20 protein-coding genes are annotated in these 20,994 nt (G+C 61.4%); 6 read left to right on the top strand and 14 right to left on the bottom strand.

All coding sequences use genetic code 11. The features are described from left to right. Position 1: 1 nt before the first annotated feature. The 10 genes from JSS95_03355 to JSS95_03310 form a co-directional block, all read right to left on the bottom strand. Positions 2 to 1,333: a FliI/YscN family ATPase gene (locus JSS95_03355; protein MBS1798841.1), complete on the bottom strand. Its 1,332-nt coding sequence runs from the start codon at positions 1,331 to 1,333 to the stop codon at positions 2 to 4. Then, on the bottom strand, positions 1,330 to 2,028 hold the full coding sequence (locus tag JSS95_03350) for a hypothetical protein (protein ID MBS1798840.1): 699 nt from the start codon (positions 2,026 to 2,028) through the stop codon (positions 1,330 to 1,332). The genes JSS95_03355 and JSS95_03350 overlap by 4 nt, the downstream gene beginning before the upstream one ends. After that, positions 2,012 to 3,055, bottom strand: coding sequence for a flagellar motor switch protein FliG (gene fliG, locus JSS95_03345; GenBank protein MBS1798839.1), 1,044 nt, complete (start codon positions 3,053 to 3,055; stop codon positions 2,012 to 2,014). The genes JSS95_03350 and fliG overlap by 17 nt, the downstream gene beginning before the upstream one ends. Positions 3,056 to 3,093: 38 nt before the next feature. Further along, positions 3,094 to 4,893 carry a flagellar M-ring protein FliF gene (gene fliF, locus JSS95_03340; GenBank protein ID MBS1798838.1) on the bottom strand — a complete coding sequence of 600 codons (1,800 nt, stop codon included), beginning with the start codon at positions 4,891 to 4,893 and terminating at the stop codon, positions 3,094 to 3,096. An 18-nt stretch (positions 4,894 to 4,911) separates the two neighbouring features. Continuing rightward, positions 4,912 to 5,235, bottom strand: a complete 324-nt coding sequence (fliE, locus tag JSS95_03335) for a flagellar hook-basal body complex protein FliE (GenBank protein ID MBS1798837.1) — start codon at positions 5,233 to 5,235, stop codon at positions 4,912 to 4,914. Positions 5,236 to 5,260: 25 nt separating this feature from the next. Then, the gene (gene flgC, locus JSS95_03330) at positions 5,261 to 5,764 is read right to left on the bottom strand and encodes a flagellar basal body rod protein FlgC (protein ID MBS1798836.1); all 504 of its coding nucleotides are present in this window, start codon (positions 5,762 to 5,764) and stop codon (positions 5,261 to 5,263) included. Positions 5,765 to 5,767: 3 nt separating this feature from the next. After that, positions 5,768 to 6,127 carry a flagellar biosynthesis protein FlgB gene (locus JSS95_03325; GenBank protein MBS1798835.1) on the bottom strand — a complete coding sequence of 120 codons (360 nt, stop codon included), beginning with the start codon at positions 6,125 to 6,127 and terminating at the stop codon, positions 5,768 to 5,770. A 176-nt stretch (positions 6,128 to 6,303) separates the two neighbouring features. Beyond that, positions 6,304 to 7,530 (bottom strand): sigma-54-dependent Fis family transcriptional regulator, encoded by a 1,227-nt coding sequence (locus JSS95_03320; protein MBS1798834.1) that lies wholly within the window; start codon positions 7,528 to 7,530, stop codon positions 6,304 to 6,306. Positions 7,531 to 7,586: 56 nt separating this feature from the next. Next, positions 7,587 to 7,823, bottom strand: coding sequence for a hypothetical protein (locus JSS95_03315; GenBank protein MBS1798833.1), 237 nt, complete (start codon positions 7,821 to 7,823; stop codon positions 7,587 to 7,589). A gap of 1 nt (position 7,824) precedes the next feature. Then, complete coding sequence (locus JSS95_03310; protein ID MBS1798832.1) at positions 7,825 to 8,577, bottom strand: response regulator transcription factor; 753 nt, start codon at positions 8,575 to 8,577, stop codon at positions 7,825 to 7,827. 245 nt (positions 8,578 to 8,822) lie between these two features. Here JSS95_03310 and lexA point away from each other — a divergent pair, with 245 nt between their 5' ends. Beyond that, entirely contained in the window at positions 8,823 to 9,425 is a 603-nt protein-coding gene (gene lexA / locus JSS95_03305; GenBank protein MBS1798831.1) for a transcriptional repressor LexA, read from the top strand. 436 nt (positions 9,426 to 9,861) lie between these two features. Next, entirely contained in the window at positions 9,862 to 11,070 is a 1,209-nt protein-coding gene (locus JSS95_03300; protein MBS1798830.1) for an efflux RND transporter periplasmic adaptor subunit, read from the top strand. Between the two features lie 82 nt (positions 11,071 to 11,152). Here the strand turns inward: JSS95_03300 and JSS95_03295 are convergent, their stop codons facing one another. Next, positions 11,153 to 11,905, bottom strand: a complete 753-nt coding sequence (locus JSS95_03295) for a glucose 1-dehydrogenase (protein MBS1798829.1) — start codon at positions 11,903 to 11,905, stop codon at positions 11,153 to 11,155. A 148-nt stretch (positions 11,906 to 12,053) separates the two neighbouring features. Here JSS95_03295 and JSS95_03290 point away from each other — a divergent pair, with 148 nt between their 5' ends. Continuing rightward, positions 12,054 to 12,914 (top strand): DUF4097 family beta strand repeat protein, encoded by an 861-nt coding sequence (locus JSS95_03290; protein ID MBS1798828.1) that lies wholly within the window; start codon positions 12,054 to 12,056, stop codon positions 12,912 to 12,914. A gap of 280 nt (positions 12,915 to 13,194) precedes the next feature. On the opposite strand, the gene JSS95_03285 is transcribed toward JSS95_03290, so the two are convergent. Together JSS95_03285 and JSS95_03280 are read right to left on the bottom strand one after the other, a co-directional pair. Further along, positions 13,195 to 13,908, bottom strand: a complete 714-nt coding sequence (locus JSS95_03285) for an HAD hydrolase-like protein (GenBank protein ID MBS1798827.1) — start codon at positions 13,906 to 13,908, stop codon at positions 13,195 to 13,197. 101 nt (positions 13,909 to 14,009) lie between these two features. Further along, on the bottom strand, positions 14,010 to 15,638 hold the full coding sequence (locus JSS95_03280; GenBank protein ID MBS1798826.1) for a M20/M25/M40 family metallo-hydrolase: 1,629 nt from the start codon (positions 15,636 to 15,638) through the stop codon (positions 14,010 to 14,012). A gap of 117 nt (positions 15,639 to 15,755) precedes the next feature. On the opposite strand from JSS95_03280, the gene JSS95_03275 reads away from it, so the two are divergent. Beyond that, positions 15,756 to 16,988 carry an FAD-dependent oxidoreductase gene (locus tag JSS95_03275; GenBank protein ID MBS1798825.1) on the top strand — a complete coding sequence of 411 codons (1,233 nt, stop codon included), beginning with the start codon at positions 15,756 to 15,758 and terminating at the stop codon, positions 16,986 to 16,988. Positions 16,989 to 17,100: 112 nt separating this feature from the next. Beyond that, the gene (locus JSS95_03270; protein ID MBS1798824.1) at positions 17,101 to 18,432 is read left to right on the top strand and encodes a voltage-gated chloride channel family protein; all 1,332 of its coding nucleotides are present in this window, start codon (positions 17,101 to 17,103) and stop codon (positions 18,430 to 18,432) included. On the opposite strand, the gene JSS95_03265 is transcribed toward JSS95_03270, so the two are convergent. Then, positions 18,365 to 18,955: a histidine phosphatase family protein gene (locus JSS95_03265; protein ID MBS1798823.1), complete on the bottom strand. Its 591-nt coding sequence runs from the start codon at positions 18,953 to 18,955 to the stop codon at positions 18,365 to 18,367. The genes JSS95_03270 and JSS95_03265 overlap by 68 nt on opposite strands. Positions 18,956 to 18,988: 33 nt before the next feature. On the opposite strand from JSS95_03265, the gene uvrB reads away from it, so the two are divergent. Further along, the gene (uvrB, locus tag JSS95_03260) at positions 18,989 to 20,983 is read left to right on the top strand and encodes an excinuclease ABC subunit UvrB (GenBank protein ID MBS1798822.1); all 1,995 of its coding nucleotides are present in this window, start codon (positions 18,989 to 18,991) and stop codon (positions 20,981 to 20,983) included. Positions 20,984 to 20,994: the final 11 nt, after the last annotated feature.

Raw genomic sequence — 20,994 nt, 5'->3', positions numbered from 1 at the left:
GCTACAACTCCATCGAACACAGATGTTCGATCGACTCGTCGAGAGTCATCACCTCACCGCTCCCCTGCTCCAGAAACCGGTGAAGCGACGGCATGGCACGTATTGCACGGTCGAGCTCTGCGTCTGTACCGTGCTTATAGGCCCCAATCCGCATCAAGTCTTCAGAGCGCGCGTAGGAAGCCAATAACCCGCGTACCAGTGAAGCCCGCGCCAAATGGTTTTTTGCAGTCACAGCAGGCATCAGCCTGCTCAATGAATCCAGCACATCGATCGGCGGATACCTTCCCGCGGCGGCCAGCGCCCGTGACAGCACAATATGTCCGTCTACAAACGAGCGCACAGAATCCACCACCGGGTCGTGCTGGTCGTCTCCTTCCATCAGCACTGTATAGAACGCAGTGATGCTTCCCCGCTCAAAGTTACCCGTCCGCTCCACCAGCTTCGCCAGTCGCGTAAAGACAGACGGAGTGTATCCCTTGTTGGTCGGCGGCTCTCCAGCAGCCAGGCCAACCTCACGCGCCGCCATCGCATAGCGCGTCAACGAATCCAGTACCAGCAGCACATGCCGTCCTTTGGACGCATAGAACTCTGCTATCGACGTCGCCGATTGCGCCGCACGCATTCGCAGCAAGGGACTCTGGTCTGACGTCGACACCACAACCACCGACCGGCGCAACCCCTCTTCGCCCAGCGAGTCTTCCACAAACTCCCGCACCTCGCGGCCTCGTTCACCGACCAGGGCCACCACCGTCAGGTCCGCCTGGGTATTGCGCGTCATCATGCCAATCAGCGTGCTCTTCCCAACACCAGAGCCGCCGAAGATCCCAACTCTCTGTCCCCGGCCTACCGTCAGAAGGCCATCGATTGCACGAATACCTGTGCCCAGCACTTCGCGGATAGGAAGCCGCTTCATCGGATGAGGGACCCCACCATCAAGCGGCCACGCCTCTGTCGCTCGATGTGGAGCGTCGCTATCAAGAGGAGCGCCCGTCGCGCTCAGAATTCTCCCCTCCATCTGCTCGCCAACGGCAATCGATGGTGCCAGGCCTGTCGCCTCCAACACATCGCCATAGCTGATTCCGCGCGTAGAGTTCAATGGCATCGTCAACACATGCCGCCCGCGAAAGCCGATCACCTCTGCCTCGTGCGGCCCGCCATCTGCGCCAACAATTTCACAACTCTCGCCGACACAACAAAGCGGCCCTTCCGACTCAACGGCAAGCCCATTGGCCTCGGTCACGCGTCCGCTCCATCTCCATGCCGGTCTTCTTTCCAGGCGCTCGAAGTAAGGAGCAAGCAGCTTCGGCCGCACCTGCCACGGGGTCCCGCTCATAGCGTCGGCCGTTTCTTCAGCAGGTCGAAGAAGCCTCGTTCAATCTCCTTCAACTGTGCGTTCACACCGAGATCTACGCGCCCCACGCTGGTTTCCAGCACCAACTCTTCCACTTGAAGTTCGCTGCCTTCGACAATCGCAACCGCCACGTCGCCTCGCTCTGTCGCTAACGCATCGCGCCAACGCTGCCCCCTTCCCTCAGCCACGCGAAGCGTCACGTTGCTCTCGCCTGCAACTTTATCCAGGGCCACTCGCACCGCTGCGCGCAGCAATAGCGGATCCAGTGATGCCTCGCGATGAATCACCCGGCGCGCAATCGCGAGCGCCAGACCTGCAACCTCATCCTCAACCTCTACAAAGTACCTCTCGCGTTCGCGGCCAAACTCCCGCACAACACCCGCAATCCTCGATCGTTCCTCATCGATGCGTTTCTCCATCTCGGAGAAGATCTCTTCACGCGTGCGCACTTGAGCTTCGCGCCTGGCCTCTTCAACTAGCACTCTGGCGCTCCCTTTTTCCAGGACCAGCTTGGCCTCAAGCGAAGCTATCTGCTCCCTCCAGCGTTGGTCGGAATCCACCCATTGCGCGGCTTCGACCATCTCCTCTATTGCCCTAAGCTCGTGAAACTCCAGCGGCGCAACAACCCGCTCTTCCGGCTTCTCCATCGTCTGCGCGGCGTCATACGGCGAGATCATCGTCGGCCCCCATCTTCAACATCATCTTGCCCTCGGCCTCAAGCTGACGCGCCAACGCGAGCAGCTCCTGCTGCGCCAGGCCAACGTCTTTCATCCTGACCGGCCCCATAACCTCCATGTCTTCCTTCAACATCTCCACAGCACGCGAACTCATCGCCTTGAACAGGTGGGCCTTCAGGTTTTCTCGGCCACCCTTCAATGCCATCGCCAACGTGCGTTTGTCTGCGGCGGCCACAAACTCGCGAATGCTCTCTGCAGGCACAGTCAGCAGGTCCTCAAAGGTGAACATCAGATTTCTGATTCCAATAGCAAGCTGCGGCTCCTGCTGTTCAATCTCTTCAAGGATTCCCTTGCTCGCCATCTGGTCGATCCGGTTCAGCAACTCGGCGACGGCCTTGAAGCCCGAGTACGACTTCCGTCCGCCCGTGCCCACTCCCTCCAGCCTGCGGTGTAGTACAAAGGCAACCTTCTGTGCCATCTCCGATGAGAACTGCCGCATCTCCGCGAGCCGTTTCACCACATCCACGCGAAGCGCCGGCTCAAGCTGCATCAGGATCATGGAGCCGCGCTTGGCGTCCACATGCGCCAGCACCAGCGCAATCGTCTGCGGATGTTCCGTCTCCAGGAACTTGCTCAACTGCTGCGGGTCCATCCGCTGCAACACCGCCATGTTGCCGTTCGAGCGCTCGCGTATCCGCTTCACCTGGGCCAGCATGCCTTCAGCCTTGCTTGCGCCAAATGCCTCCGTCAGCACGCGCAGAGCATACTCCGGACCACCGCGCACCATGTACGTCTGCGTCTCCAGCAGTCCATAGAACTCCGTCATCACCTGCGTCAACTGCTGTGCCGGTATCTCGCCCAGGCGGGTGATCTCCTCGGTGACGCGGTGCACGTCGTTCTCCGACAGGCTTTGAAACAGCGTCTTCGCCAATTCATCACCCAACGCAACCAGCAGGATCGCCGCCTTGCGCAATCCCGGCATGTCCGCAGGCACGAAACACGCTTCTTCAGGAAGAAGCAGCGGCATGCGCTGTATATTTTGTGCCGTTGCCGTCTCTGCCATCATCATGCTTCCATCTCCTCACCCGAACCGATCCACGCCTCCAACAGCCGCGTGCTCTGGCCTGGTTCACGCCGTATATGCTCCGCAACCTGCTCATAGATACCGCGATGCTGCATCTGTTCCTTCGTCCGTTTCATCTCAGGAAGACTCGCGGCGATGGGAGCGGACGGTTCGATCATCTCCGGCTCCACGGGCCCCGATATCAGCGCAGGCAACTCCGTGCCAGCACTCAGAGACCTCGGCTCGGCGAGCGTCGCCGTTACTTGCCGCGCAATCGGGCGCAGCACAAACAGCACCAGCAAAAGACCCAGCGCCCCAATGACTAGAGTGCGCGCGAGCCCGGGCTGTGTACGTGCCAACGCTCGCGCCTGTTCGGTCAACTGTTCCATCAGAGGCGGCTTTGCCTCTGGCGCATTCGAGCTGAAGCTGACGTTCTCGACCACTACCTGGTCGCCGCGCTTCGTATCGTACCCCACCGCCGCCTGCGCCAACTGCTCCAGCCTTCGCATCTCGTCTGCCGAGCGCGCCTTCCAAACCGTGTGCTCCGCCTTGCCCGCGCCCTCGACGTTCGCGCGATCGTTCACCACCACAGCCGCCGTCACACGGCGCACGCGCCCAGGGGCCTGCTCCGTGTGAACAACATGCTTGCTCACGCCAAACGTCCCGGTCTCCTCGCGAATGCTCTGCCCCGCGCCATACCCCTGCTGTGGATACACCGGCAGCGCCTCCTTCTGCAGCAGCGGAGGAGTTCCCGGCGCCGCTGCCGCTGCCGATCCCTGCACCGCTCCCACCGGCGCGCCTGCCGGAGAGTTGCTCGCCGTCCCCGGAACCCCCGTCGCCTTCACCGGCGGCGTCTGCGTCTGTTCGCTCTTTTGCATACTCAGCGTCGCCGACTGGTTCGGATCATAGACTTCGTCCGTCCGCACCTCCGTGCCGTCGTCATAACTCACATTCACCGTCGCGCGCACGTTGTCGCGTCCAGCCAGCGGCTCCAGCATCGCCACCAGCTTCGACTCCATCGCCTGCTCCGCGTCGGCTTCCGTCCCGTTCTTCGATCGCGACCTGAAGTTCGCCCTTCCGTCCGCATCCACCAGCGCAACGTTCTCCGCGCTCAGGTTGTCCACTGCACCAGCCACCAGGCTGCGAATCACCTCTACCTGCTCTTCACTCAACGACGAACGCTTCAGCTTCAACACGACCGAGGCCTTCGCCGCGCGCTCCTCCGACGTAAACAGCGACTGCTGCGGCAACACCAGGTGAACACGCGCCGACCGTACCGCGCCGAGCGATGCAATCGTGTGCTCCAGCTCGCCCTCGAGCGCGCGCTGATAGTTCACCTTCTCGTCGAACTCGCTTCCCACCCAATTCGGTTTGTCGAACAGCTCAAAGCCCAGCCTGCCGGTCTGCGGCATGCCCTTCGTCGCAACCTCCATCCGCCCCTTGTCAACCGATTCCGCTGGAACCTCGATGCCAGCTCCGTCCGCTGTCATGCGGTATTGAATCCCCGCTGCCGCCAACTCCTGCGAGACCTGTTGCACATCCTTTCCATCCAGCCCGCTGAACAACGGCTTCCAGTCCGTCCGCCCTGCATACCACGCCATTGCCGCAGCCATCGCAGCCACAAAAGCAGCCGAGGCCAACAGCCACGTCCGCCTGCTTGCGGGCAGCGCCATCAGGCGCTCGCGCATACTTACGACAGCATCGAGCACCCTGCCCGCCGCTCCCGCATTCGCCGATGTTGTGCCCGGTCTCTCCACCCGCTCCAGCCCCGTTCCCTGCTGCTGCTGTTCCGCCTCAGCCATCTGCCTCGCTCCGCAACCCTAAAACTGCATTCCCATCATCTGCTGGTAGGCAGCCACTGCCTTGTTCCTCACCTGCAATGACAGCTCAAACGCCATGTCCGCCTTCTGCGTCGCAATCATGGCGTCGTGAATCTCCACGCCCTTACCGTTTAGCAAGCCAGTCACCGTCTCCGATGCCTTGCGATCGAGCTCGTTCGTCTGCTCCACCATCGTCTTCAGCATCCCGGAAAACGGCGTCGCTGCCTGCGGCTCCGCGTTCTGCACCCCCACGCCCTTCGCCGCTCCGCTGAAGACCGAACTGGCCTGCGAAGCCACACTCGTAAACACTCCCGCTCCACTCATCGCACTCTCTCCTGTTCTTGCTGCGTCACTTCAGAATCTCCAGCGACGAAGCCACCATGTTCTTCTCTGCCTGGATCGCCGACGCATTCGCCCCGTACGATCGCTGAGCCCCCATCAGGTCCACCATCTCCGTCAGCGGATTGATATCGGGGTACGACACATACCCATCCGGCCCCGCGTCAGGATGCTGCGGGTCGTACCTGCGCAGCGGCGCGCTCGCATCGGCGATCACGCCCGTCACCGCAACGCCGCCGTCGACCGTCGTATCTGCCGTCACCGCCTTACCCAGCCTGCGCATCCCGCCGAACCCAATGCCGCTCGCACCCAGCCCGCCCATGTGGCTCACCAGCGACTGCCTGAAGCTCCCATCGCCTTCCGCCTCAAAGACCACGTGGTGCCGCTGATACGGGCCGCCATCGGCAGTTCGCGTCGTCTCCGCATTCGCCATATTCGCGGCAACAACCTCCGCGCGTACCCGCTCCGCCTTCAGCGCCGAAGCACTCACGTCCATCACGCCAAACAGATTCATCGCTTACCTCGCCTCAGCGTGGATCGCGCTCATCACATTCGAGTACTCATGCTTGAGCAGCTCCACGCCCAGTCGAAACCGCAACTGTGACTTCGCCAACTCAATCCCTTCGCGGTCCATCGAAACGTTGTTGCCATCTGGTCGCGTCACCAGGCCGTCCACATCCTGCGAGGCCGCCGGCCGCAACGCCTGATCGCCCACCGTCGCAAGCTGCCGCGAAAACTCCTGCTCGAAATCGAACCCCTGCGTCTTGTAGCCAGGAGTGTCCACGTTGGCCATATTGCCCGCGGTCAACTTCATCTGCTCCGTGGTCAGGTCGAGATAGCGCCACAGCGCCTCGCTCAAAGCCGTCGTCACCTGCATAGAAAACTCCTCCGCCATCTCCTATGCATGTAACGCACCAAAAAAATGCGCTCTCAAATGAGAGCGCTCTAAGCGATTGGACAACCTCTATTTTTCTGCGTAGTCATTCTGAGCCGTAGGCGGAGAATCCCGTATTTGGTTTTGCCTTTTCTGAACGCCATTCCCTGCAAACCCGCCTACCGCGTCGCCCGCCGATACCGTATCTCCTCGGCCCCGATCTCCGGACGTTCGCCCGCAAGAATCACCGCGCGCTCCAGCACATGCATCAGCTCGCGCACATTTCCCGGCCAGTGATGCTCCTGCAATCGCGCCAGCGCGGCATCGCTCATCCTCTTGCGAGGGGCCTTCTGCCCCAGCGTCGTAAGAATGTGCTCAGTCAGTAGCGCCATATCGTCCATGCGCGCACGAAGCGCCGGGACCTCCACCGGAAAGACCGCCAGCCGGTGGTACAGGTCCAGCCGGAAGCTCTTCTCCTCGGCTCTCTGCTCAAGCGGTTGATGCGTCGCTGCTATCACGCGCACGTTAACGCGCATCGTCTCGTTATCCCCCACGCGCTGCAACTCGCCGTACTCCAGAAAGCGCAGCATCTTCGCCTGCAACGCCAGCGGCATCTCGCCGATCTCGTCCAGGAACAGTGTGCCTCCGTGCGCCGCCTCAATGCGTCCAGTCCGCGACTGCACCGCACCGGTGAATGCTCCGCGCGCGTGGCCAAACAGCTCTGCCTCCAGCAGCGCCTCGGGGATCGCCGCGCAGTTCAGCACCACAAACGGCTTGCCTACCCGCTCACTCAGCTTGTGCACGGCCTTCGCAACAACCTCCTTGCCCGTCCCCGTCTCACCCTCGATCAGCACCGTCGTCGAGCGCGGCGCCACCAGCTTGATCAGGTCCGCAAGCTCACGCATCAGCTCGCTCGCACCCACCATCCCCGGGAGCAACTGCACTGCCTCGACCGAAGTTGCCGCGCTCCTCTCGACAGCATCTACAACAGGCCTGCGATGCGCCACCGAAGGCACGGCAACCGGAGCAGCCTTCCACACCGCAGTGTCCGCCATCGCTGCGCCCTGCGCCTCACGCAAAGCATGCAGCAGCTCGTTCCGCCGCGGACTCCGCGCGCTCCCTTCCATTCCTCCATCGATCCCCATCAGCTCCACCGCCGGATACATCATCCGTATCTGCCCGGCAAACTCACTCGCCTCCAGGTCCGGCAGCCAGCTATCCATCAACAGCGCCTCGGGACGCACCGCCTCCAGCCGCGCGATCGCCTCCGCTCCGCCCGCGGCCTCGAATACCTCCCAGCGCAAGTCCGTCAACGAGCTCCGCAGCCGCTGCCGCAGCGCCGCATCCGCACTCGCCAGCACCACCGTCCGCACCGACGCTCCATCCAGCACCCCCTGCTCCAACATCGCCGTCCCTTCACCTCTCATCGCCGCACCCTCTTGCCCACGTTGAACCAGTTGACCTACTGCTCGCAACTCCCCACCTCTAGCAGCATCTCGCGCATCGCTCCCACAGCCTTGTTCATGCGAGCGCACTCTCCCAGTGCCTCACCGATCGCCGTCCGCATCGCCTCCGGCTCGCCGTTCAGCTTTCCCAGTGCGAGACGGCACTGCAACACCGTCAGCGGCTGACACAACCCGTGCAGCATGTCGTCGATCCGCTCCGCCAGACCTGTCTCCGAACTCCGCAGCTCCGGCATCTCACGCACCCACCATCGCGGCTGCGCCGGCAAACGCCGCCACACTCGCAACCGGCTTCCTGGCGGCAACGCTCTTCACCCGGTACCCCTCGCCGCGCACCGTCTCAATCACCGAGTGGCCATCCGCCTCGTCCGCCGACGCTACCGCGCCCAGCTTCTTCCGCAGATAGTTCACATACACATCGACGACGTTCGTCCCCGCGTCGGGAGACATCTGCCAAACTTCGCGCAGCAACTCCGCGCGGCCGCAGCACCTTCCCTGCCGCTGCATCAGGTACTCCAGCAGGCCAAACTCCTTCACTGTAAGCTCGACGTTCTTCCCCGAGCGCATCACGCGGCGCTCCATCCGGTTCAGCTCCACGTCGCCATGGCGCAGCATCGGGTCGGCGTAGCGCTTCTTCCTGCGCAGCAGCGCCCTGCACCGCGCCGTCAGCTCATGAAAGCTGAACGGCTTCAGCAGACAATCGTCCGCGCCCAGATTCAGGCACCGTATCCTCTCTTCGAGCATGCTTCTTCCCGTCAGTACCAGCACGGCCGTTCCCTCGAGCTGACCTTGCAGCTCTTCCAGAACCTCAACGCCGTCCTTCTTTGGAAGGCTCAGATCCAGCACCATCAGATCGGGCCGATGCAGCCGCGCGTGCTCCAGCGCCGCCTCGCCATCCCCCACCCACGAAACCTCATGGCCCTCGAGCTTCAGCCCCTTCTCAAGAAAAACACCCAAAGCAGCATCGTCTTCAACAATTAAAACCTGCATCGCATCTCCTCGGTTCAGCAGCACCGCCAGGCCGCTCGCAAATCTCTGCGATCCGGTACGACCAACCCGCGGTGTCCTACTACCTTGTTGCATCGCGGCAATCGGTTCAATACCTCATTGCAGTTTTTTGCGACAAACGATTTCAAAACGGGAATATCCGGCATCTGCCTCCCTCCCTTCGATCTCCAGAAAGAAGAATCAACATTGCCTATTGCAATTCGCTTTTTATTCGCTACAATTCCCGCATGGCTATCACGCGGCGGCAAAAAGAGGTCATCGACTTTCTCTCCGGCTTCACGCAGAAGAACGGCTACTCCCCCTCCTACGAGGAGATCGCCAGCGGGCTTGGCCTGAGCTCGCTCGCCACCGTGCACAAGCACATCACCAATCTCCAGAACAAGGGCCTCTTGCAGCGCGCCCACAACCGCAGCCGCTCCATCGATGTCCTGCCTGCCCGCTCGAGACGCAGCGGAGAGCGCCTGCCCCTGCTCGGCCGCATCGCCGCCGGCAAACCCGTCGAGGCCATCGAGACCGCCGAGAGCATCTCGCTCGGCGACATCATCGGCAACCGCGAGGTCTTCGCCCTCGAGGTTCGCGGCGACTCCATGCGCGACGAGCACATCGTCTCCGGAGACTACGTCCTGGTCGAGCGCACCCGCACCGCCCGCGAAGGGGAGATCATCGTCGCACTCGTCGACGGCTCCGACGCCACTCTCAAGCGCTTCTACCGCGAAGGAAACATGATCCGCCTCCAACCCTCAAACACCGAGATGGCACCCATCTTCGCCCCCGCCGACAGCGTCAGCATCCAGGGCAAGGTTCTCGGCGTCCTCCGCAAATACGCCTGAATCTCAACTCCACCAGTAAAGATGAGCGTCGCATTCCGGGCGATGAGCCTGCCCGAGCGAAGTCGAACTGGAGAATCCCCCGCATTTTGCTCAGGATGCCACTCAACCATCAAGACTGCTCCACTGATCAGATACCCATCATCCTGAGCCGCAGCCGAAGAATCTCCGTAGTTCGACCTTTGAACAAGTTTCGAACCAAACCGCGCTCCCCCGCGTGACACTTTTCTGTAATCTCCCCCAGGGCTTCTGCCCGGCTAGAATAACCTCAGTTGTTATTAGAAAGACTGCACCTTCTTCTCTCCCAAAGCCCTCGTCCCTACGTCTAAAGACTGGTTCACCCGGCAAACTTTCCCCCCGTTTATGGAACCGGGCTGCTGCTCAGTACGTAACCTACCCGAAGCAGAACTTCCCCTACTGAATTGACTGGAGCACGACCTTGGCTACACAGCGGAAACAAAAGCGGAAACTCTGGATATGGGGCGGCCTCACCGCCGTCGTCGTCGCCGTCATACTCGGGGTCGCGGTCGCCGCACGCGGCAACAGCGCCAAGCTTGAGCCCTCGCAGCTCGGCAAGGTAGAAAAAGGCGACATCGCCCGCTCCGTTGTGGCGACCGGCAAGGTCCAGCCCATCACCAAGGTCGAGCTGAAGTCCAAGGCTTCCGGCATCGTCACGCGCCTCGATGTCGACATCAACCAGCGCGTCAAGCAGGGCCAGGTCCTCGCGCAGCTCGACCAGGTCGAGATCATCGCCCAGGTTAACGCGCAGAAGGCCCAGCTCGCCGCGGCCGAATCCAACGCCCGCGCCGCGCAGGCCGCCATCCAGTACGACAAGGTCAACGCCGAGGCGCCCGACCTGCCCATGTACAAGAACACCTACGAGCGCGCCCTCTCCATGTCCAAGGATGGCGTCGTCTCCCAGCAGGCGCTCGACGACGCGCAGCAGAAGTACCTCGCCGCCGCCAACACCCGCGACAAGGCCGTCGCACAGATCTCCGTCGACACCTCCAAGCTCCACCAGGCGCAGGCGCAGGTCCAGCAGTCCCAGGCCTCTCTCAAGCAGCTTGAAGAGCAGCTCAGCTACACCACCATCACCTCGCCCATGGACGGAGTCATCCTCTCCCGCGACGTTGAGCTTGGCGACGCGGTCAGCTCCATCCTCGTCATGGGCTCGACGGCAACTCTCGTCATGACCATTGGCGACACCACCCAGGTCTACGTTCAGGGTAAGGTCGACGAGAGCGACATCGGCAAGGTTTACATGGGCCAGCCCGCCCGCATCAAGGTCGAATCCTTCAAGGACAAGACCTTCCTCGGCAAAGTCACCAAGATCGCGCCTCTGGGAGTTGAGAAGGATAATGTCACCACCTTTGAGGTTCGCGTCTCCATCGACAACCCCGGCGGTGAGCTCAAGGCCAACATGACCGCCAATGCCGAGATCCTCCTCGAAGAGCACAAGGGCGTCCTCACCGTCCCCGAGCAGGCCGTCATGTACGACAAGGACCGCAACGCCTCCGTGGAAGTCCCCGACCAGAACGACAAAAAGGGCCGCCGCAAGGTCTCCATCAAGACGGGTATCTCCAACGGGACCCGCACGGAGATCCTCTCGGGACTCAAGCAGGGCGATACCGTCATCCTTCAGCAATAATGCGAAAAGCCTGCTGCCGGACTGCGATGAATTGCAGCTCCGGCGTCAGGCCCGGCAACAACCAACAGCGAACTTCTACGGGTCACATCCCTGCGCCGCCACCCACTTTGATAATCTCCCCGGTGATCCAGCGCGCATCATCGGAGGCAAGGAAGGCAGTAGGAAGAGCGATATCGTCCGGCTGTCCTGCGCGCCCGAGCGGCGTGAGAGAGATAAAGAAGGCTTCCTGCTCTGTACCCGCAATGCCGCTTGTCTCCGTACCTTCCGTAACGACGAAGCCAGGGTTGATGGCATTCACCCGAATCTTCTTCGGAGCCAGCTCCTTGGCCAGAACCTTGGTGATCGTATCGACGGCGCCCTTGGTTCCGCTGTAGATGCTCGAAGCCGGCGGCGCAAACGTGCTGACCACCGAGCTAATGTTCACCACGCTGCCACCCTCCGCGGGAAACAGTTTGACCGCCTCGCGCGTCGCCTGCAGAAGACCAAGAACATTGGTGTTGTACTGGCGGGCATACTCCTCAGCCGTAACATTCTCCAGCGGTACAAACGCGTACACGCCTGCGTTATTCACCAGAATGTCGACCTTTCCATAAGCCTTCTTCGTCTCTTCAAAGAGCTTTACCGTCTGGGCATCGTCTGCAACCGATCCGCCGATGGCAACTGCATTGCCCCCCGCAGCTTTGATCTCGGCAACAACCTTCTCGGCACCTTCCTTCGATGAAGCATAGTTCACGACGACGCTGGCGCCGTCCTTTGCAAGCTGCTTCGCAATCGCAGCGCCAATACCCTTGCTCGCTCCCGTCACAACCGCCACTTTATTTGCCAGTTTTGCCATCTCTCTATCTCCTGTTGTCGATCTCTCTTTACGACAGTTCGACAACCATCTAATTGATGGCATCACTCTGAAAATCGATTCAGGATTTAATTACGGAACCAATTATCCGGAGGCAGCGTAACCTGCTTCATCCAACGGAGGCCGTACTATGAACGCACGCATCCTGCTGGCCTCAGCCAGCCTCGCCCTCACCACCGCGGCCTTTGCAGCCGACCGCACCTTCGAACGCAACCTCACAGTCTCGGGCGCGCCTAACGTTTCAGTCCAAACCGGCTCGGGATACATCCGCCTCAAGCCCGGCTCCGACAATCAGATTCACATCACCGGTCACGTTCACGGCAACAACGGCTGGATGAGCGGCGGCGGCAACGTCGAGTCCCGCGTCAATCAAATCGCCGACAATCCTCCCATCCAGCAGAACGGGAATGAGATCATTATCGGCCAGCGTCACGGCGATAACGATCTCTTCCGCAACATCTCCATCGACTACGACGTCACTCTCCCCCGCACGTCCAACATCAACGCCGCCACCGGCTCAGGCGATATGACCATCGACAACGTCGGCGCCACCCTCAAGGCCCAGAGCGGCTCAGGCTCCGTTCGCGCCAGCGGTATCCAGGGCACAGCCACCCTCGGCACTGGTTCCGGCGATGTCGAGCTTCACGAGTCCGGCCCGGGCGACGTCAAGGCCGAGACCGGCTCAGGCTCCGTTCGCCTCCACGGCGTCAACGGCGCTCTCAAGGCCTCCACCGGCTCCGGAGATATCGAAGTCCAGGGCAACCCCTCCACCGACTGGAAGCTCTCTACTGGCTCCGGCTCCATCCACATGGACCTAGGTAGCGGAGCGAAGTTCAACCTGGTCGCCGATACAGGTTCGGGTTCGGTCAACGTCGCACAACCCATCTCCATGCAGGGCTCGCTCAATCGCCACCATATCTCCGGCACCGTCAACGGAGGCGGAGCCACCATCCGCGCCAACACCGGCTCCGGAGATATCTCCATCCGATAAACGACGCTACGACCTCGGGAGGGAACACAGTGGACTTCTGGTTCGAGTTACTCAGCCGCCTCCACAAGGGGCGGCCCTCCTCCCTCCCGCCGTCTAGGCCCGTCACTATGCCTGGTGTCATTCCGAGTAAGCACAGCGGATCGGGGAATCCCCGCATTTCGCCGGAGCCGTCACAGACCTTCCCGGAAAACCTATTAAGCCCCAGATCTTCGCAACCCCATCATCCCAAAGATGATCCAAAGCGCTGAATCAATCCCTCCCATAAACCCAAATGAGGCGATCAGGTACGGGGGAGGGGGGATATACCAAGCACCTGCATCCATCCCTTCGCCGAGTCCACCAGAAAGTCCGGCCTAGCCGCCTCCAGCCGATGCGGAGCCAGTCCGAAGCTGCACCCCAGTGACCGCGCTCCCACCGCGCGCGCCGTCAGAACGTCAACCTCCGTGTCGCCCACCATCATCGTCTCCTTCGCTGGGACCGGGGTTCCGGCGATCGCCGAAGCCTCCTCCATCAGCGTCAGAAGTCCGTGCGGGTCGGGCTTTTTGGTATGAAAGCTGTTGCCGCCGTAGTTCTGAAAGAAATACTGCGAAAGCCCAAAGTGGTCGCAGATATCGCGCGAAGGATTCACTGGCTTGTTGGTCAGCACGGCCATCAGCGTCTCTGGCCGCGCCGCCCGGATCGCCGCCAGCGACTCCATCACGCCCGGGTAGACATAGGTAAAGTCCAGCTTGTGCGCGCGGTAGTAGTCCAGAAAGTAGATCAGCGCACCGCTAAGATATTCCTCGTCGTGCGCATCTCCCTCGGGATCGCCCAGCGCCCGCCGCACCAGCATCGAAGCGCCATCGCCGATGTAGCTGGCGATCACGTCCTCCGGAAGCTCCGGCTTCCCAAGATGCTTCAGCATGGCATTGACCGAGTTGCAAAGATCCTGCCGCGAATCGATCAACGTACCATCGAGGTCGAAGACAATCAGGCGGGGAAAAACAGAAAACATATATCCAGCTTATACGGATAGGAACAAGCATGATCGGGTGCCCCATCTTCGCGCGGCTTTATCGCACTAAGGTGGGCATTCGAGCGAAGCTCGAACCGCTTCTACCGCTCAAACCGCTTGAAGAAGCTCGTATCGAGATAATGCTGCATCGCCGGATCATCCGCCACCGTCCGCGCCAGATCGTAAAAGAAGCTGTTGAACCGCGCAGCGGCGACCAGATCCACCGGCTGCGAGAGATCGTCAGCCGTAGAGTGATACCGCTCCGCCAGCCACCCGCGCCAGGCCTTGTACTCCGGCGATCCGGCCTCCCAGCCGAACTTGAACGCCAGCGCAGGTACACCTGCCTGCACAAAGCTGTACTGATCGGTACGAATGAACGAGTTGCGATCAGGCTCCGGGTCGCCCGCCACCACGATGTGATGAGCTTCACCCACCTTCTTCGCATCCATCTGAAGCGTCGATTGCTCCAGCCCTTGAACGTGCAGTTTCTTCAGCGCAAACAGCGGCATGAACATGTCGAGATTCAACGCCGCCTTGATCGACCCCTCCGGCACGGTCGGGTGCCCTGCAAAGTAACGCGAGCCGAGTAGCCCCTTCTCCTCGGCAGTGAAGATGACGAAGAGAATCGACCGCTTCGGCCGCATCTTCGATTCGCTGAAGGCCTTCGCCGTTTCAAGTACGCTTGCGACGCCCGAAGCATCGTCCATTGCCCCGTTGTAGATCGTCTTGCCATGTATCGGAGCGCCAACACCCAGGTGATCGAGGTGCGCCGAGACGACGATGTACTCCTTCTTCAGCTTTGGATCCGATCCCTCGAGCTTCGCCACGATATTCGGCGACTCCACCGTCGACTGCTCGCCCACAACCGCTGCGCGTACGCTCTTGTTCAGCGCAAACCGCGGCAGCGGCTTCTGCGCATCCGCCAGCGCAAGCAGCTCCGCAAAGCTGTGACCGCTTCCGGCAAACAGCTTCTCGGCCTCCGCAGGATTGAAGACCGCCGACAACATCGTCCCGTAGTAGTCGATGAGCGCAGGGTGTTTCGCCGCGACTGCCGCTGCGTCGGGCGTAGCCGACAGTCGCATTCCAGCCTGCGATGCCCCACTCGCCATGCGCTGCCAGCCGAAGTCCATGGACTTCGGCGTCGGGATTGCAATCGCGCCCAAAGCTCCTGTATCGCGCAGCGCTTTGATAAACGGCGCAGTCCGCGCATACGACTTCAAGGGCCCCGGCAGATCGGCCGGGCCGCCATTGATGTAGACGACCACCTTGCCCTTCAACGAACTGGCCGGCACCTCTGGCGAGTTGAAGTCGTCGTACTTCGACTCCGGAAGATGCAGGCCATAGCCGATAAACACCAGCGGCGCATCGATCTTCCCCAACTCCGCTGAACGCGGGCCGATCAACGCGTCCGTGCCCAGCACCAGCGGTTCAACCTTGCCATCGGCCACAAGGCTCATCGAAGACTTGTCCGCTATCACGCGCTGCACATCGAACTTTACCGGTTGATAAAACCCTCCGTTGATTCCCGCAGGCTCCAGTCCATACGACTTGAACTTGTCGACGACATATGCCGCAGCTTTCAGATACTCTTCGCTGCCCGTCGACCGCCCGCGCATCGAATCGTCCGCCAGATACTGCACATGCGCCCACCACGCCTTGCCCTGCTCTTCGTCGCTCAAGCCAGCGGCCAGCGCAGCACAACTCGTCACACTCGCAACCACAACACACATCGAGCGAAGCCAGCGCATAGCAATCTCCTTTAAAGCGAATAGATGGCTTGAATCTAGCACGAACCGCACTTCCGCATTTTGACCGCCTCGAGCGGTCTTGTTACCCTCATCGCACCCATGGCTGCCTCCAACAGTACCGCCGCAAAGACCACCTGTTGCATCGTCGGCGGAGGCCCCGCCGGCATGATGCTCGGTTTTCTCCTGGCCCGCGCCGGAGTGGACGTGACGGTACTTGAGAAACACAACGACTTCTTCCGCGACTTCCGCGGCGACACCATTCACCCATCGACTCTCGAATTGATGTATGAGCTTGGCCTTCTCGACCAACTCCTGAAGATCAGGCACTCCAAGATCAGGAAAGCAGCCGTGCGGCTCGGCGACCAGACGTTCACGGTTGCTGACTTGAGCCACCTTCATACCCATGCGAAATATATTGCCCTGATGCCGCAGTGGGACTTCTTGAGCTTTCTGGCCTCGGAGGCCGCAAAACTCCCCACCTTCACGCTTCGCATGGGACACGAAGTAACTGGGCTCATGCAGAACAACGGCACAACAATCGGTGTGATCGCAAAGACAGCCGATGGCACCGTAGAGATTCCTGCAACTCTCACGGTCGGCTGCGACGGGCGCCATGCCACTTCACGCGAGGCTGCCCACCTGCCCGTCGTCGAAGAAGGCGTTCCGATCGACGTGCTCTGGCTGCGGCTGCCACGCCATGACTCCGATCCTGAAAACGGACTTGGCTATGTCAACTATGGCCGCCTGATGGTCCTGATCAACCGCATCGACTACTTCCAGGTCGCCTACCTGATCGCCAAGGGCACGTTCCCGCAGATACAGGAGGCTGGCCTGGCGGCCTTCCAGCAGAGCATAACGCGAATCGTTCCATTTCTCGCCGACCGCGTAAGCGAGGTTGATTCGTGGGACAAGGTGAAGCTGCTTACGGTGCAGGTAAACCGTCTTCAGAAGTGGTCTTCGCCGGGTCTGCTCTGCATAGGCGATGCGGCACATGCAATGTCGCCGGTCGGCGGGATCGGCATTAACATTGCGCTCCAGGATGCAGTTGCTACCGCGAATCTGCTCTCTGAGGCGCTGCGTTCAAACTCGCTTACGCCGCATCATCTCGCCGACGTACAGCGCTACCGCGAGAAGGCTGTCAAACGCACACAGACCTTCCAGGTGTTTGCACATCGCATTCTTAACCGCATCCTGCTGAACCCGGGGCCTGTGAAGGCGCCGCTGATCTTTCGTTTTATCGTGAACTTTCCAGGGCTCAAGTACCTTACGGCACGTGTGATCGGCGTCGGGCTGCAACCGGAGCATATCGCAAGTAGCTCAGAATCTCTTTGACCTTGCCCGTGCCGCTTGTTAGCTTTAACTCACAAATTCAAGGCGATGGGGTTCCGCCTCTAACCGCAGTACGTGCGCTGCTGATGACTCCTACGATCTCTGTAGGAGGCTCATGTCTGCTTTTGTGTCCGTTCTGAATCGTCAACTCCACCTTCTTACTCACACCCTGCGCTGGATTCTTCTGGCTACGCTTGCCGGTATTCTCGGCGGCACGGCTTCGGCGCTGCTGCTCGTCAGCCTCAACTGGGCCACGGACACGCGCGAGTCGCACCGCTGGATCATCGCGCTGCTTCCGCTGGCGGGGCTGGCCATCGGGCTGGTCTACTTCTACCTCGGCAAATCGGTCGAAGGCGGAAACAATCTTATCCTCGACGAGATCCATACCGAGATCACTCGCACTTCGCGCTCGCCCCGGACGATTCCCGCGCGCATGACGCCGCTGATCCTCCTCGGCACCGTCGTCACGCATCTCTTCGGCGGTTCGGCAGGACGCGAGGGGACGGCGATTCAGACCGGGGCTTCGCTCGCCGACCAGGTCACGCGCATTCTCCGGCGCCTGCGCATTTACTTCCCCGAGCACGACCGCCGCGCCCTGCTGATGGCAGGCATCAGCGCGGGCTTCGGCTCCGTTTTCGGCACTCCACTCGCGGGAGCAGTCTTTGGCCTCGAGGTCCTCACCATCGGCAGCGTCGGCTACGACGCCATCCTCCCCTGCTTCGTCGGAGCCTTTGCAGGCGACTACACCACGCACCTGTGGGGAGTGCACCACACCATCTACACCGTCACCGCGACCTCGCCGCTCAACCCGGCGAGCATGGGCTCGGCCATCGTGGCGGGCGTCATCTTCGGCCTGACCGCGCTGCTCTTTGCCAGATGCACGCACGCGGTCAGCGCTCTCTTCAAGCGTTCGATCGACTTTGCCCCGCTGCGCCCCTTCGTCGGGGGCGTCCTGGTTGCGCTCGCCGTCTTCGCGATTCACACGACGAAATACATCGGCCTTGGCATTCCCACCATCGTCGCTGCCTTCTCCGAACATCTGCCGCGCTACGACTTCGCCGCGAAGTTCGCCTTCACATCTCTCACCCTGGGCTCCGGCTTCAAGGGTGGCGAGGTCACGCCGCTTTTCTTTATCGGCGCAACGCTCGGTAACGCGCTCTCAAGCGTCCTTCCCTTGCCATCATCGCTGCTCGCCGCGATGGGCTTCGTCGCCGTCTTCGCCGGAGCGGCAAACACTCCCATAGCAGGCGGCCTGATGGCGCTCGAACTCTTCGGCCCCGAAGCGGGAGCCTTTGCCGCGATCGCCTGCGTCGTCAGCTATCTCTTCAGCGGACACCGCGGCATCTACCATGCGCAGAAACTTGGCTTACACAAGCACCCTAAACGTCAAAGCCTCGATTCCATGACTGAATCACGCGAGTCTCACGCTCCCACCCAAGTACGCTGACGCTCCCCGTGCCCAGCGCAAACAGGCTGCCGTCCACGGCCGCCAGCCGCAGCCAACGCGCCGCAAGAATCCGCAGGATGTGCGCGTGCGCAAACAGCGCCACCCTGCCACCCGCGGGCGCGGAGCCCAATGCGCGCGCGATCATCGCATCCGCACGCTCGCCCACATGCTCCACCGCCTCGCCATCGACGATCGGGTCCTTCCACACGCTCCAGTCCGGAATGCTGTCACGAATCTGTGCCGTCGTCTTGCCCTCATAGATACCGTAGTCCCACTCCTTCAGGTCGTCGTCCACAACCGCCCGGTCGCCAAATCCCGCAATCGCACAGGTCTCCCGTGCGCGCTGCATCGGGCTGACAAAGACCGCATCGAACGTCGTCCCCTTCAGATACTCCTTCAGCTTCACGGCGCGTTCGCGCCCCTGCGCGGTCAACGGAATGTCGGTCCGGCTAGTGTGCTGGCCGCTCAGGCTCCACTCCGTTTCGCCATGCCGTATCAGCCAAAGCTCGATTCCGTCACTCATTCAGCATCCTCCGTCGCTCTTCCACTATCTTATGTGGTGATGGACTTCCAGCTCACCACCACGTACAAGCCGCAGGGCGATCAGCCCCGCGCCATCGGCGAACTCGTCTCCGGCCTCAACGCGGGAGAAAAGGACCAGGTGCTGCTCGGCGTCACCGGCTCCGGCAAGACCTTCACCATGGCGAAGATCATCCAGGAGCTCAACCGCCCCGCGCTCATTCTCGCGCACAATAAGACGCTCGCCGCGCAGCTCTACCACGAGTTCAAGCAGTTCTTCCCGGGCAATGCCGTCGAGTACTTCGTCTCCTACTACGACTACTACCAGCCCGAGGCTTACATCCCTTCCGGCGATCTCTATATCGAGAAGGAAGCCACCATCAACGAGGAGCTGGACAAGCTGCGCCTCTCCGCGACGCGCTCCCTCTTCGAGCGCCGCGACTGCATCATCGTCTCGTCTGTTTCCTGCATCTATGGCCTCGGTTCGCCCGAGGCATACTACGGCATGTTGCTGCTGCTCGAAAAGGGCCAGAAGATCAAGCGCGAAGACATCACGCGGCGCCTGGTCGAGATTCTCTACGAGCGCAACGACGTCGACTTCCGCCGCGGCACCTTCCGTGTGCGCGGCGACATCATCGAGGTCTACCCCACCTACGACGAGAGCGCCTACCGCATCGAGCTCTTCGGCGACGAGATCGACTCGCTCTCGCAGATCGACCCGCTCTTCGGCTCCGTCAAACAAAAGTATTCGCGCCTGCCCATCTACCCCAAGAGCCACTACGTCGTGCAGCCCGAGCGCAAGACCTCCGCCATGGACTCCATCCTCGCCGAGCTCTCCGAGTGGGAGGCGCAGCTTGAGAAAGAAGGCCGCCTTGTCGAGTCGCAGCGCATCCACCAGCGCACGCGCTTCGACCTCGAGATGATCAAGTCCGTCGGCTACTGCCACGGCATCGAGAACTACTCGCGCCACATGTCCGGCCGTCTGCCCGGCGAGCCTCCGCCAACACTGCTCGACTACTTCCCTCGCGACTTCCTCATCTTCATCGACGAGTCGCACGTCACCGTCCCGCAGCTCCACGGCATGTGGCACGGCGACCGCTCGCGCAAGCAGAACCTCATCGACTACGGCTTCCGCCTGCCATCCGCACTCGACAACCGCCCTCTGCGCTTCGAGGAGTTCGAGTCGCGCACCGGCCAGATCGTCTACGTCTCCGCCACGCCCGGCCCCTACGAGCTGACGAAGTCCGCTGGCGTCGTCGTCGAACAGATCATCCGGCCCACGGGCCTGACGGATCCCGAGGTCGAGATACGCCCCGTCAAAGGCCAGATCGACGACCTGCTCGCCGAGATTCACGAACGCACCGCAAAGAACCAGCGCGTGCTCGTCACCACGTTGACCAAGCGCATGGCCGAAGACCTCGCAGGCTACTACACCGAGGTCGGCGTACGCTGCCGCTATATGCACTCCGAGATCGAGACTCTCGAGCGCATCAAGCTGCTCCGCGACCTGCGCAAAGGCGAGTACGACGTGCTCATCGGCATCAACCTGCTCCGCGAGGGCCTGGACCTTCCCGAGGTCTCGCTCGTCGCCATCCTCGACGCAGACAAAGAGGGCTTCCTCCGCTCCCAGGGCTCGCTCATCCAGACCATCGGCCGCGCCGCGCGCCACCTCGAAGGCCGCGCCATCCTCTACGCCGACAAGATGACCGACTCGATGCAGCGCGCCATCGACGAGACCAACCGCCGCCGCGCGATCCAGGAAGCCTACAACGAAGAGAACGGCATCACGCCGCAATCCATCATCCGCCCCACGGAGATGGCACTGGCAGGCATCCTCAAAGCCGATTACGCCGATCTCACCGAAGAGACCGGCGACATGCCCGACTTCAGCACCCAGCAGGAACTCGATGTCTACATCGGCAAGCTTGAATCCGACATGCGAGAAGCAGCCAAGAAGTTCGAGTTCGAAAAGGCCGCAAAGCTGCGCGATGTTGTGAAAGAGCTACGGACGAAGGAGTTTCTGTTCAGCTAAAGCTCTATAAC

The organism is Acidobacteriota bacterium, assembly GCA_018268895.1.
GTDB lineage: Bacteria > Acidobacteriota > Terriglobia > Terriglobales > Acidobacteriaceae > Edaphobacter.
This window is presented reverse-complemented; position numbering and strand designations above follow the sequence as displayed.